General features: G+C 67.4%; 9 protein-coding genes and 2 pseudogenes. 5 read left to right on the top strand and 6 right to left on the bottom strand.

Annotated features, from left to right (window positions below; translation table 11 throughout):
* The first annotated feature begins 387 nt into the window (after window positions 1-387).
* Both DSC45_RS12480 and DSC45_RS12475 read left to right on the top strand, forming a co-directional pair.
* The gene (locus DSC45_RS12480; RefSeq protein WP_162929201.1) at window positions 388-3810 is read left to right on the top strand and encodes a DEAD/DEAH box helicase; all 3423 of its coding nucleotides are present in this window, start codon (window positions 388-390) and stop codon (window positions 3808-3810) included.
* A gap of 81 nt (window positions 3811-3891) precedes the next feature.
* Window positions 3892-4119 (top strand): peptide-methionine (R)-S-oxide reductase, encoded by a 228-nt coding sequence (locus DSC45_RS12475; RefSeq protein WP_205571313.1) that lies wholly within the window; start codon window positions 3892-3894, stop codon window positions 4117-4119.
* Window positions 4120-4511: 392 nt separating this feature from the next.
* Here DSC45_RS12475 and DSC45_RS12465 read toward each other — a convergent pair.
* A pseudogene (locus DSC45_RS12465) lies at window positions 4512-4694 on the bottom strand (DUF4440 domain-containing protein); the annotation flags it as partial.
* A gap of 162 nt (window positions 4695-4856) precedes the next feature.
* On the opposite strand from DSC45_RS12465, the gene DSC45_RS12460 reads away from it, so the two are divergent.
* From DSC45_RS12460 to DSC45_RS12450, 3 genes are read left to right on the top strand one after another with little or no spacing between them, the layout of a single operon-like run.
* Window positions 4857-5984: a tyrosine-type recombinase/integrase gene (locus DSC45_RS12460; protein WP_119290167.1), complete on the top strand. Its 1128-nt coding sequence runs from the start codon at window positions 4857-4859 to the stop codon at window positions 5982-5984.
* Window positions 5981-8434: a tyrosine-type recombinase/integrase gene (locus tag DSC45_RS12455; protein ID WP_119290165.1), complete on the top strand. Its 2454-nt coding sequence runs from the start codon at window positions 5981-5983 to the stop codon at window positions 8432-8434. Before DSC45_RS12460 ends, DSC45_RS12455 begins: the two co-directional genes overlap by 4 nt.
* On the top strand, window positions 8431-9075 hold the full coding sequence (locus DSC45_RS12450; RefSeq protein WP_240434598.1) for a DUF6262 family protein: 645 nt from the start codon (window positions 8431-8433) through the stop codon (window positions 9073-9075). Before DSC45_RS12455 ends, DSC45_RS12450 begins: the two co-directional genes overlap by 4 nt.
* On the opposite strand, the gene DSC45_RS12445 is transcribed toward DSC45_RS12450, so the two are convergent.
* From DSC45_RS12445 to DSC45_RS36810, 5 genes and pseudogenes are all read right to left on the bottom strand, one after another.
* On the bottom strand, window positions 8986-9960 hold the full coding sequence (locus DSC45_RS12445; protein ID WP_162929200.1) for a serine hydrolase domain-containing protein: 975 nt from the start codon (window positions 9958-9960) through the stop codon (window positions 8986-8988). The genes DSC45_RS12450 and DSC45_RS12445 overlap by 90 nt on opposite strands.
* 259 nt (window positions 9961-10219) lie before the next feature.
* A pseudogene (locus DSC45_RS36310) lies at window positions 10220-10444 on the bottom strand (nuclear transport factor 2 family protein); the annotation flags it as partial.
* Complete coding sequence (locus DSC45_RS12435; protein ID WP_119290162.1) at window positions 10444-10833, bottom strand: nuclear transport factor 2 family protein; 390 nt, start codon at window positions 10831-10833, stop codon at window positions 10444-10446. The pseudogene DSC45_RS36310 and the gene DSC45_RS12435, both read right to left, overlap by 1 nt.
* A 786-nt stretch (window positions 10834-11619) precedes the next feature.
* On the bottom strand, window positions 11620-12771 hold the full coding sequence (locus DSC45_RS12430; protein WP_119290160.1) for a serine hydrolase domain-containing protein: 1152 nt from the start codon (window positions 12769-12771) through the stop codon (window positions 11620-11622).
* A gap of 119 nt (window positions 12772-12890) precedes the next feature.
* Window positions 12891-13025, bottom strand: a complete 135-nt coding sequence (locus DSC45_RS36810) for a hypothetical protein (protein WP_276145456.1) — start codon at window positions 13023-13025, stop codon at window positions 12891-12893.
* Window positions 13026-13139: the final 114 nt, after the last annotated feature.

Raw genomic sequence — 13139 nt, 5'->3', positions numbered from 1 at the left:
CGCATCCTCTGGACCGCCCGTCATCCGGCCGCTGGGTACGCAGACCTGGCCCGCGTTCGCCACGGTGGTCGAGGCGAATGACGGTGTGTGTGGTGGCTGCTGGTGCGTGGGTTTTCATGTGAAGGTCGGGGAATGGGCGCACCGCGCACCGCCACCCCCGACGTCGCCCCGGCCTTAGCGGGCCGGACGCCCGCGTAGCGGCTGCTCAAGCCGCAATCGGCGCTCAGGCCGGGCACCCCGGGCCGACAGAGGCGATCCGCCCGGCACCTGTCAGGGGACCTCGACTTTCGCACACGTGACGTGACCGTCTGGAAACTGTCGGTTTCGCGGGTCGCCGGTCGTAGCTAGGCTGATCAACTCAGCTTGGCTACGGGGGAGATGGTGAATATGGCGGCGGTCACCGGTGGCCGACTGCGCGCGGATGTGGTGCGGTACTGGCGGGCGGTCGAGCTGTTCAGCCCTCAGCGGGTCCCGCCGGTGAAACCGTCCGAACAGGTCTACGCCGTGAGTTCCGGATGGCCGCTGCCCTGGGAGGACAGCTCTGGATTGCCGCAGCCGAGGCCGAAATACGCCTGGCAGCACACGGTTTACTGCGGGGTGTTCGCCATTGAGCGGGTGCGGGATGTGCTGGGTGAGGTGTTCCCTCAAGGCGAGGACGATGACCGTGACGGGCGCGTCGGTGGTGACAGCGCGCTCATGTCCTTCACGGTGAACCAGGACGGCCTTCTCCTCAAGGACTCGGTGTGCTTCTCGGCGTGCGCCTGGGCCGTCGGGCGCACACGGACACCAGGACCGGACGCGGCCGCGTGGCTGGACGGCTTCTCGGACGAGGCCGATGCCTGTGAGCGGCAGATGCTCGCCCTGGGCGATGGAAAGCTCCGGGTGCAGGGCGGCCGCGCGGGTCCCGGAGGGCTTCTCGCCGTCGCGGGAAGGCTCGTGGCCGACGCGGCGACCGGTGGAGTGGTCTCCGGTCTGGGCGAGCTTGCGCGGGGTGTGGTGGGTGAGGTCCTGGACGGAGTCGTGGGCAAAGCAGCGCAGGCTGCGGCGGGAAAGGCAACTGAGTCCCTGGCGCAGGGAGTGGCGGACACAGCGCGTCCATACGGCACGGACGATACTGCGGGAACGGACGGCGAGGAGGGCTCGGGGCAGCTGCCTCCGGACGCTCTCGGTAGCCGGCCGCTGGCCTTCGACGACATTGCGGCCTTCACCGCCTGGCTGGCAGCCCGCTTTGGGGTGGAGGCGGACCTGACGCCCGATGCCGCCCGGGTCAAGAGCGTCCAGGTGTACCAGAGCCGAGAGGGCGAGTCGGGCGACCAGGGCTTCCTCAACAGTTTCATCGCCGATGACCTCGACAAGGTGTCTGACGAGCTCGCGGCCGGGCGTACCGGGCGCGCGTTGGAGGACTACCTGACTGGGGCCGACCGCATCGATGTGGGACGCCGGCACGATGTCCGTGAGGAGCCGCTGCTGGTGCTGGCGGGCCTCTCTCCCGAATTCGTCCCACTGGGCAGATGGCCGTCTGCTACCGACCGTTCGCTGGTGCTGAGCCAGCAGTTCGCCGTGAACCGCCTACTGGCCGAGCTGGACGGGCATCACGGAGTGTTCTCCGTGAATGGACCTCCGGGGACGGGCAAGACCACGATGCTGCGTGATGTGATCGCCGCACTGGTCACCCAGAGAGCCTGTGCACTGGCCGAACTACGCAGCCCACAGCAAGCGTTCGGTAAGGCCTACACCTGGCGCACCGAGGGTTACGCCAGGACGGTACGAGAGCTGAAGCCGCATCTGCAGGGCTACGAGATGGTGGTGGCTTCCGCCAACAACGGTGCGGTGCAGAACATCAGCGACGAGATTCCGACCCTGGCCGCCGTCGCCGAGCAGTGGCGTGACGAGGCCCGGTATCTCCCGGAGCAGGCGAGCCTGATGCTGAACGGTGCTGACGCATGGGGCGCCGTAGCTGCCCGTCTCGGCAATCGGAAGAATCGTGGTGAATTCACGGACAGCTTCTGGTGGGGCAATGTGCGCGAGCGAGGCGTGCACGGGGGCGTGAGACGAACGCGCACGCATCAGGGGCTGCGGGATGTGCTCAGTGGGAAGAGTGATCCGTCCGTAGAGCCCGTCGACTGGAGCGCTGCGGTACGTGACTTCAAGGCCGCACGAGCGCTGGTCGAGCGACTGCGAGACGAACGGCGCAAGGCGGCACAGGCTCTGGACGGCTTGGCTTCGGCCAAAAGCGAGGCGGTCGCTGCCGATCGGGAGGCCGCGACGATCGCCGGAGACCTGCCGGACTTCCGGCAACGGGCCGCGGAAGCTGCGCAGGAGCTGACACGACTTGAAGATGTCGAGAGGGGATGCAGGGAGCGCCGCCGCGACCATCAGTCGGCCCAACCAGGCTTGCTCCAGAGCCTGTTCACCTTCGGCCGAGCGAACCGTACGTGGCAGGACGAGTACGAACGCCTCACCCGCCGTGTAGACCGGGCCATCGATGACGTGACAGAGTCCCGCACCAAGCTCGAAGCGCTCCGCGGAGACCTGGCCGCGGCCGAGCAGACAGCAGCGAACGCGCGGGCCGTGCGTGGTCGCCTAGAGTCATTGGAACGGACAGTGGCAACCGCCCGTCGGAAATGGGGCGACCATGTTCCGGATCCTGCGGACTTCGATCCGTTCTCCGACCGTGCGACCTTGGAGCGTCGAGAGCGGTCAGCTCCGTGGGCCGACGAGGAGTTTGCTGCCGCTCGAACACGGCTGTTCATCGAGGCGCTCCGACTCCACCGCGCCTTCCTCAGTGCGTCAGGCGACGTGATGTTGAAGAACCTCCAGGCCACCATGGAAGTAGTAGGTGGGAACGCCCCGAGGGACCTGAAGCAGGACGCTGTACGCGCCGCCTGGCAGAACCTCTTCTTGGCCGTGCCCGTCGTCTCGACCACGTTCGCCTCCTACGACCGGCTGTTCGCCGGCCTGGGCAAGGAAGATCTCGGCTGGCTGTTCGTCGACGAGGCGGGGCAGGCCGCACCGCAGATGCCGGTGGGAGCGTTGTGGCGAAGTCGCCGTGCGGTACTCGTCGGCGATCCATTGCAGCTCGAACCTGTGGTCGTGCTGCCGTGGACGGCCCAGCAGAAGCTTCGCACGCATCATGAGGTCGCGCAGGAATGGGCACCAGCCTGGACATCTGCTCAACAGGTGGCGGACCGACTTGGGCAGTGGGGCACGACCCTGCCTGCGGATTTGCCGGACGGTTCCACCGAGGTGTGGGTCGGCTCACCGCTGCGGGTGCACCGGCGCTGTGACGACCCCATGTTCACGATCAGCAACACGATCGCGTACGACGGCTTGATGGTGCACGGTGTCGGCGACCGCGCTCCCTTCGGTCCGCCGGAAGGAAGTTTCTGGTGGGATGTCCGGTCACAGGAGGCCACCGGGAAGTGGGTGCCGACCGAAGGCCAAGCTCTGGTCGATGCTGTGAACAGACTCCTCGACAAGGAACTGCCATCGAACGAGCTGTACGTCATCAGCCCTTTTCGAGACGTTGCACGTCGCGCCGGGGAGCGCCTGCGCGGGCTGGTGCCACACGACCGTGTGGGTACGGTTCACACTGCGCAGGGCAAGGAAGCCGACGTGGTGATACTCGTCCTGGGGACGCATCCTGATGCAGCAGGTTCGCGCCGGTGGGCCGCCGCCAAGCCCAATCTCCTGAACGTGGCGGTGAGCCGCGCCAAGAGGCGCCTGATCGTGATCGGGAATCGCGATGCATGGCAGGGGCAACGTCACTTCTCCGCCCTCGCCCGTCAACTGCCGTACTACAGCTGGTGATGTGCCCGTGGGTTGCCCGCGGACGGCGCGGTCACGAGGGCAGCTGGCAGATTCGCGTCCTGTGTCCAACAGAGCTGTGAGGTGCTCGAACGGCAGCTGGTGTGGCGCCGCTGCGGCTGGCCGAACTTCGACTATGCACGCAATCGGATGCCGTGGAACTTGTGTCCGACACGTCACACGGGACAGTGCGGACCGAGGTGCGGCTCGCACTTGGGGCATGTCTTCGAGGGAGAGGGTTATGCAACGCCGACGGATGAGTGGTACTGCATCAACTCGATCTCGCTGACCCTGCGGTCCAGCGAGGGGTGAGCTTACGGCCTCCACGGCCCCTGAACGACCAGGAGGCCATTGGCCGCGCTTGCCGCTGAGTCGCCGATGTGCTGGCTGCCGGCGTGAGGATCTCCCGTTCCGGTCCTCTTCGAAGGAGTCTCGTCGTGCCCGTTTGTGAACAGGTGAAGCCCTTCTCCCGCAGTGGATCCAGCTCGAAGGCGCGGTGGGCGAGCGTCACTTGGTCCTGGTGCGGGAAGCGCCCGAGTGCGGGGCGTAGGCGGTTGTGCCCGAGGTGGCACCAGGGGCATGCGAGGTCCGCCCAGAAGTCGATACGCATGATCTTTCTGAGCCTGAAGTGGCGAGGCGGTGCGCAGGCCGGTCGGCGAGGGGCCGACCGGCCTGCTCGGGAGCTCCGAGCGGAGCTTGTGGGACTACTGCATGGCGGCACGGACGGTGGTGGAGTCCACGATCTGTTCCATGCGGACGATGCGACCGAGGCGGACGACGAAGCTGTGCGCGACGCGCGCCTCCATCGCCTTGCCCGTGCCCTTGTGGGTCGCGCTGTAGCGGGCGAGGACCACGACGCGCTCGCCGTCGGCGATGTAGGTGTCGTCGTTCTCTCTGGTTTGTAGGTGCGTCGTGCACTGTCGCGTCACCCGCAAGAGGGTTGCTGTGTACGACGGTTCGCGTCGCCGTGTCGTGCACGTCGGAGTTGTCGTTGAAGGCTCGTGGCTCATCAGACGGTCTCCGGAAGACTCCGCGCTTTCCCTGTACGCATGCCGTCGGGGCAGCGGTACTGGACCGTGCTGGATGAGAACCGGCTGGCGCCCGTACCGGCGGCGGACGAGTTCTTGCGGCATGTGCGCTTTGGTCGTGATCAGGCCGAGTCGACGACGCGTACATACGCCGGGGCGGTCGCGCTCTACCTGACGTGGTGCGGGTGCACCGGGAGGGACTGGACGACGGCGGCGGGTCGCCTGGGCAGCTTCATGTTCTGGCTGCGGTACTCGCCCGGCGACGGTACTCCGGTGGTGGCCGGGCCTGGGAGCGAATCGGTCCGCGGACCACGCCGGATCAACACCGTGCTCGCCGGCGTCCGCGAATTCCTCGCGCACGCCACGACGCTGGGCACGGTGCCAACGTTCGTGCTGTCCCAGCTCTACGAGGTCGCCGACGACCGCGACCTGCCGATGCAGGCCCGCGGCGAGGGCAGCGGGCTGCGCTACTACGCCAAAGCCCGGCACCGGGCCGCCGAGCCGGACGAACCGGTCGGCCGCGCAAGCGACGAGGACGTCCTTGCCCTGCTGCGGGTCTGCCGCTCGGCCCGTGACCGGTTCATCGTCCTTCTGCTGGCCAGGGCCGGGTTGCGTCGGAGCGAGGCCGTGGGCCTTCGGCGCGAGGACATCCACTTCGTCCTGGACGCCAGCATGCTTGGCTGCCGGATTCCCGGCTCTCACCTGCACATCGTGCGCCGGGACAACGACAACGGAGCCTGGGCAAAGTCGAAGCGCTCGCGCGCCGTCCCGGTCGACTTCCTGCTGGTGCAGGCTTACGACCAGTACGTCGTCGAACGAGACGCCTGCCGCGAAGCCCGCAAGAGCGACTTCGTGCTGGTGAATCTGTTCCGAGCGCCGCTGGGGGCACCCATGCCGCCCGGCGCCCTGAACGACCTGTTCAGCCGGCTCTCGCGCAGGGCCGGGCTGGCCGACGGCGTCCACCCCCACGCCCTGCGGCACGGATTCGCCAGCAACGCCGCCGACGCCGGCGCCGTCCTGGACGAGATCGCCGATCTGCTCGGCCACGCGAACGCCTCCAGCTCCGAGGTCTACCTGCACCCCGATCCGCAACGCCTGCGGTCCGCTGTCGAACGGGTCGGCGCTCTCGCTCCCAGGAGGAACGGATGACCACGGCCCTGAAACTGGTGCCCGCTCCTGCATCGGACCTGCTGCCTGCCCGCGCCAAACGGCTGCGCGCTCTGATCCGACCGGAGACGCTGGACGTTCTGAACTGGGACGAGAAGTCCCGGATCCTTCGGCCCTCACCGGACCACCCTTTCCTCGGCATGCATGTCTGCGCCCGTTCCGGCTGCTGGGCAGCAGCCCGGAAGACGGAACTGGGGTTGTGCTCGGCCTGCCGCAGCGTCTGGAAGAGGAGCGGCAAAACGCCGGAGGACTTCCTGGCCACCGAGCCAAAACAGATCAGCAACATCTCGGGCGGGTGCGCGGTCCCGAAGTGCCGGCGCCCCTGGACGTCGTCCCGCACGCAGATGTGCATGCGGCACCGCGAGTTGTTCACGAAGCTGGGACGTCCGCCGCTGGAAGAGTTCTTCGCCGACCCGCGCGTTCGCCCGCTGCCGGGCTTCGGCCTGTGCTCGGTGGACGCCTGCCACCGGCACCAGGCGAACAGCTCGAACGCGTTCTGCCCTCCCCACTGGGTGAGGTGGCAGGAGGCACAGGTCCCCGACGCTGACTTCGAGACGTGGTGCCGCACCGAGCCCGGCACGGCCGAGTCCACCGCGCTGAGCCTGCGCGGTCTGCCAGCCCTGGTGACCGCCGAGATCCTCTACGTCCTCCAGGCCCGCACGGACGCCGAGGTCAAGACTCCGCCCGTCCTGCTGCGCGGCGTCGTCCGGCACCTGCGCGAGCAACGCGTCGAGCAGTTCGACGACGTCGTGGTCTCCCGCAACACCCATCTCGCGGGTATGGCCAACCGCATGCGCCGCACACTTGCGGCCGCCGTCTCCACCCCGGAGCTGGAGCAGATCAAGGACGTCTGGAACATGGGCGCCTTCGGACTGGGCCAGTGGCGGAAGATGGACTTCACGCCGTTGCAGCAGGAGTGGATGCGGCGTGCCTGCAAGACGTGGGTGCTGGACGAGATCCCCCGCCGCTACGGCAAGAACATCCCCAACGGCCTCTCCGAGATGATCCTCTGCGTCCGCTACCTCTCGCAGAGCCTGATCCGCTCGCGCGAGGACGGCGGACAGGACATGGCCGCGCTCGGCCGACGCGACATCGAGGCGTTCACGCAGTACGTGGCTCATCTGGAACACACCGGCGAGATCAGCGCCTTCCGCCGCACGACGGTCTCCCGCTTCACCGGCCGGTTCCTGCGCGAAATCCGTGACATGGGACTGACCCGGCCCGGCGAGATCCTCGCCGACCTGCCGGACGACTTCGCGCTGCGCAGGCATGACATGCCGCCGGTCATCACTGAGGAAGGACCGGGCAGAGCCCTGCCGAAGGAGATCCTCAGCCAGCTCTGCGAACGGCTGCCCACCCTCGACCAGATCCGTGACGGCAGCGACGACGCACGCACCGCAATCGAGGTCCTCGTCGACACCGGTCGGCGCCCCGACGAGATCGGGTGCCTGCCCTGGGACTGCCTGGAGACCGACGAGCACGGCAAGTCCGTGCTCGTCTACACCGACTTCAAGAACAACCGCGTCGGCTGCCGCCTGCCGATCCCGGACTCCACCGCAGAGATCATCGTCCGGCAGAAGAAGGCCATCCGCGCTCGCTTCCCGGACACCGAACTGTCCAAGCTGGTCCTCTTCCCCCGTCCCCGGCAGAACTCCGAGGGCACCCAGCCGTTCCGGATGCAGCACATCGGCAACGTCCACCGCCGTTGGGTCAACGCCATGCCACCCTTGCTGCTGGCCGATGGCACCGAGTTCCCCAAGCTGGAAGTTGTTCCCTACTCCTACCGGCACTCCTACGCGCAACGTCACGCCGACGCCGGAACCCTGCCCGACGTGCTCCGTGAGCTCATGGGTCACAGATCGTTGCAAACTACACAAACCTACTATCGGGTGACCGAGAAGCGGACCCGGTCCGCAGTCGACAAGCTCGTCTCGCACCAGTTCGACCGGCATGGCAACCGGATCTGGACCGAAGCTCGCCAGCTCCTGGAGCACGAGCACGCCCGCCTGCGGATCGGTCAGGTCTCCGTCCCTTACGGGATCTGCGTCGAGCCGAGCAACGTCAAGGCTGGCGGCCATGGTTGCCCGTTCCGGTTCCGCTGCGTCGGTTGCGATCACTTCCGCACCGACCCTTCGTATTTGCCGGAGCTCAAGGCCTACCTCGACATGCTCCTGCGGGACCGCGAACGCCTCGCCGCAGCGACCGAACTGGACGGTTGGGCCCGCACCGAATCGACCCCGTCCGAGGAGGAGATCAAGCGCATCCGCACCCTGATCCGCCGCGTCGAGACCGACCTCGAAGAACTCACCGACGACGAACGCGAACAGATCAAGGAAGCCACCCGGACCCTGCGCAAGACCCGCACGGTCTCCCTCGGCATGCCCGGAGTCCGGGCACCTGAGCCGAACCTGCGGCTGGAGCGCGACGCATGACCACATCACCGGACCAGCTGGCCAAGGCGCGGGCTGCGGACTCCGAACGCCGTCGGTCCCGAGTCCTCAAGGCCCTTGACCAGCTTGCGGCCAGCGGCGAGGAGATCAGCGTCTCCGCGGTCGCCCGCGCCGCCGGCGTTCACCGAAGCCTGATTCACCGTCACGGCGACCTGCATGCGGCCGTTCTCGCTCGCGCGGGCGAGCCCCCGCCCGGCGCAACGACGGGCACGCAGGTCAGCAGGCGGTCGCTGCTGGCCGACGTCGCGAACCTCACGGCCCGCAACAGCCGCCTGTCCACGCACATCACCCGCCTCGAGCGACGCCTCTCCGAGGCGCTGGGGCAAGCGGCTTGGGAAGCCTCCGGCCTCGGCGCCCCGGCAGACGTCGAAACGCTTACCCGCCGGGTCACCGAGTTGGAGCAGCAGATCCTCGACCTGCGTGCGGAACTCGCCGAACGGGACGAGGACCTCACTGCCGCGCGGGCGGCCAGCCGCGAGCTGATGGCCCAGGTCAACCGCTTATCGCGGCACTCAGAGCTCAGCACCGAGGTCTCAGGCAGCGAAGTCGTTGACCGCCTTGGCAATGTCGTCCCCGGTCAGGGGCTGCTGCATGTCGCTGAGCAGTCGCGCCAAGGCGGGTAGGGAAGTCTCCTGGTTGGCGAGGGCCACGCTCACGTAGTCCCGGTCCGGGATCAGGACCATGGCAGCCCGGTAGCCGGGTAGCCGTCCGTTGAGGTACATCTGGCCCGAGGGCCCCAGGGCCCACCCCAACCCGTAGGCCATGGGATCGTCGGACCGGGTGCGCGGACGACGGATCTCCTCCAGGAGAGCCTGGTCGGCGAGCAGCTCCTCACCGACGGCCAGGAGCTCCGACACCGACGACCACAGGCCCCCGCTGGGCCGACGGGTGCGCGGATAGCCGAGCAGTGGGAGTTCAGTTGTGCCGTTCCACCCGGTGACGGACGCCTCCGGGGTCTCGAAACCTGTCCGTTCAAGGCCCCGGCCGACGAGGAGGGCCCCCTCCAACGCACTCTCGAACGTCGTGCCGCTCAGGGCCGCAAGGATCGAGCCAGCCAGGAAGTAGTTGCCGTTGTAGTAGGACCACCGCTCGCCGGGCTCCCGCTCATTCCCGGCGCGGACCACGAGCCGGGCGGCTTCCAGCGGCGCGCCGTCCCCATCGCCCAAAGCCTTCACGGTTGCCGCGTCCACCGATTCACGCAGGCCAGAGACCTGCCCCAGGATCTGCTCGATGGTGAGGCTCTCGTCGGCCCGCCAGTCCGGCGCAAGGCCGGGAAGCAGTTCGATGACTGGTGCGCCCAACGGGACACCGTTGCCCCGCAGCACGCGGACCAGCGCCGCGGAGGTGAAAACCTTCGTCAGCGACGCGATACGGAAACACGATTCCGCCGTCACCTTGACCGTTCCCTGGGTCGCCGTCGTGCGTGCACCCGCCACCGATGAACCCACCGCTACCGCCGGGACATCGTGAAAACTCGTCTGTTCTTCCATCAGCTCATGAAGATTCACAGTGGGCATCGTATTGACGGCGTTCCGGACCCTCGGGCGCGGTGACACCGGCCGGGGAAGCACACCGGCGAGACGGGCGCTGAGGGACTGCAGGAGGAAACGCACAGGAGATCGCGCGGACACGGAATCCTCCTGGTGCAATCAGGCCGCTACGTGCGACACGTGTCGCACACCTAGGCGGTAGCGGGCGCACACCGCTGAGCTCGACAGTCATCGCGCTTCCTGAACGCCCTCGCTGATCCACCCCAAGAGAAAGGCAGTGGGTGGTCCAGCCGTCCCAAGCCGCGGCGAGCCGGTCGAAGACTCCGGCGATCACTCCGTCCGGAGTTCGGTAAGTACCGGCGAGCGGGAAACCCGCCGTCTCGGTCCACTCGACGTCGTCGGCCACGACCTCGCGCCAGGCGTCGAGATCGCCGGTGGCTGCTGCCAGGTACTGGCGTCGCACGACCTCAACAGGGCTCGACGCAGCGGGACTTGTCTCCATCAGAACATCCCGTTGGAGTTGGCGGCCTCGACGGGCACGTCCTGGATGACGTCCCAGTGCTCGACGACCTTGCCGTTCTCCAGGCGGAAGTAGTCCGCCAGGGCGCGGCCGGGGTTGTCCGGGTTGTTCGGCTCGAGATCCAGGTGGGAGTGGGTGGCGACCATGTCGCCCTCGGCGATGACACGCTTGATGTCGAGCTTCAGCTCCGGGTACTCGCTGCGAAGCCACCGCACGAAGCCGACGAATGCTTCGGGGCCGTCCTCCGCGTCCGGGTTGTGCTGGACGTAGACCGGTCCGAAGTGGTCGGCGACGGCCCGCTCCGGATCGCCGCCGAAAGCGGTCTGGTAGTAGTCCACGACGACCTGCTTGTTGCGCTCGATGTCAGACATAAGAAAACTCCGATTCGGGAGGGACTGGATTCCCGGAAACGGAGCTGTCTGATGGGATAGCGGTACCGGGAACCCAGGAATTTATTCACTGGGTTCGCCCGCGCGTCTTTTCGGGCGGGCCGGGCGGGCACGCCTGACGCTGGTACTACTTTCCCTTGCCGATCACCGTGCGGTGACCGTACGGCAAGATCTACCTCAACGTGTGAGGCGATTTCTCGTCGCACAAGAAACATAGCGGGTTCCGCGGCGCGAAGCGATCCGGCAAAGGTCCTCGTCGGGTGGGACCTTTGGCGGCGACTGTTTGTCGGCGACTGTCTGAGCTGGACGGAGACGAGGTGCCCAGCTCGCCCCTGGAGCCCGGGTGGGGCGGCCCCGGCCGAACTGAGAGCCGCCGAGACTGCAGGGCAGGCGACGGTGGGGGAGGGGGCGGGCAAGGCCGAGGTGGCGTGGAATGGCGGGAACGAGAGGGCACTGTTCGCCCATGGCGATCGCTGCCGCGCATCATGCGAATAGGCGGAACGGTTGCTTACGGTGCCGCTCTGGTCTATGTCCTGAGGGTCAGCGGGCTGTTTCTGTGGATTCTCGAGGGGGTCGGCTCAATAACTGTCGGCTCGGCTTTTTCGAGGAACTCGGCAGGTAGGAGCAGGAGTTCTCCGGCAGCTGGGACTTTCCGAACAAGCCCAACACGGACGACTTCGTTCTTCTCGTCGAGAAAGCCTGAACACGCGGTGGTGCCGTGGGGGCGCCGGCGGGCACCGGTGGAAACCTGGGCCCGCCGGCTTGCGTTCACTGTGGGCAGTACTCCGCCTCGATGACGGCCTGACTGTCGCCGGCCCAGTCGCCGTTGAAGTTGAAGGCGAGCGCGTGCTTGCCGTCCGCCGTGGCCACGGCCTGGGACGCGGAGCCTTGGATGTTGCCGCCGTGCCCCCACACCGAAGTACCGCACGACAGGTCGGACTTCATCAGGCCGAGGCCGTAGGCCTGGAACGGGGCACCTTCGACTGGGACGGTGGTCTTCATCGCCTCGAGTTGTGCGGCCGGCAGCAACTTCCCGCCGAACAGGGCCGAGTAGAAGCGGTTCAGATCGCCGGAGTCGGAGATGATCGCTCCCGCCGCTCCCGCGACCGACGGATTGAGTTCCGTGATGTCGTGCGTCGGGTCCGTCGGCTGGGGGGCTAGGGAGAGCTTGGAGTACGCGCGGGAGCTCGGCTCCGGCAGCGAAGTGCCTGTGCGCGGCACGGAGGTGGCGGTGAGGTCGAGCGGTCCGATGATGCGCCGTTCGATCTCGGTCTCGTACGAGTGGCCCGACACCTTCTCGATGATCATTCCGGCCAGTACGTAGTTCGTGTTCGAGTAGCTCCAGCCGGCGCCCGGCTCGAAGGTCGGCTCGTGACGCATCGCCATGTCGACCAACTGCTGGGGTGTGTAGGTGTCGTAGCGGTGCTCGAGGAACTTCTCGGTGAAGTTCAGGTCCAGGAACTCGGCATCTCCGGTGTAACTGAAGATCCCGCTGGTGTGGTTGAGCAGTTGGCGCACCGTGATCTGCCGGCCGTCGTGGCCGTTCCCCTCCACCACGCCGGGCAGCCATGTGTCGACCTTGTCGTCGAGGTCGAGCTTGCCTTCCGACTCCAGCTGGAGCAGCACTGTCGCCACGAACGTCTTGGTCATGCTGCCGATGCGGTAGCGGTCGACGCCCGAACGCGGCTCGCCCGTCTTCACGTCTCCTACGCCCGAAGTCCCCATCCAGATCGAGTTGTTGTCCTTGACCTGTCCGGATACGCCGGGCACCCCGCTGTCCACGGCGGCGTCCATGGCTGCCTGGGTCTGCTGGTGGTCGCCGGCGCCGCCGGCCGCGGCTGACGAGGTGAAGGACGCCGCGACCAAGGCGGCTGCCGCCGCCAGGCCCACCGCTCCGGTCCGTATCGTGCGCGCTGCCATCTGAAACTCCTCTCCGTCACTGCACTCGGCGGGCACAACCGCACTGCAGAGCAAGGCGGTTGACCGGCCCTTCAGTTCGTTGAGCAGGATTCGACTCGCGTACGGACGGCACGGCGCAGTCACGCGCGGACCAACGCCTTGCGGGCTCCCGCCGTCAGGCCGTCCTCGGTCACCACGGGAACGTATGCGAGGTTCCCGGGCAGCAACTGCATCGAGGACGACAAGAGCGGGGCGAAGAATTCATCGGCGCCCACGAATCAACAGCGCCTCTCACGGTCACCCTGGTCGTCACCATTGCGCTGGCGTTCGCCGGTCGTCCGGTCACCTGCGTCGGCGGCGCGCGCCTGACGGAGTGTCAAGAGTGTTTC

The sequence above is a fragment of the Streptomyces sp. YIM 130001 genome (assembly GCF_003574445.1).
Taxonomy (GTDB): domain Bacteria; phylum Actinomycetota; class Actinomycetes; order Streptomycetales; family Streptomycetaceae; genus Streptomyces.
Note: the sequence above shows the minus strand (reverse complement) of the source record. Positions and strands in the feature narration are given on the sequence as shown.

Bases quoted from the DNA above. Each gene is read 5' to 3' on its own strand.
- DSC45_RS12480 (WP_162929201.1), top strand. From the start codon at position 388: ATGGCGGCGGTCACCGGTGGCCGACTGCGCGCGGATGTGGTGCGGTAC.
- DSC45_RS12460 (WP_119290167.1), top strand. From the start codon at position 4,857: ATGCCGTCGGGGCAGCGGTACTGGACCGTGCTGGATGAGAACCGGCTG.
- DSC45_RS12455 (WP_119290165.1), top strand. From the start codon at position 5,981: ATGACCACGGCCCTGAAACTGGTGCCCGCTCCTGCATCGGACCTGCTG.
- DSC45_RS12450 (WP_240434598.1), top strand. From the start codon at position 8,431: ATGACCACATCACCGGACCAGCTGGCCAAGGCGCGGGCTGCGGACTCC.
- DSC45_RS12435 (WP_119290162.1), bottom strand. From the start codon at position 10,833: ATGTCTGACATCGAGCGCAACAAGCAGGTCGTCGTGGACTACTACCAG.
- DSC45_RS12430 (WP_119290160.1), bottom strand. From the start codon at position 12,771: ATGGCAGCGCGCACGATACGGACCGGAGCGGTGGGCCTGGCGGCGGCA.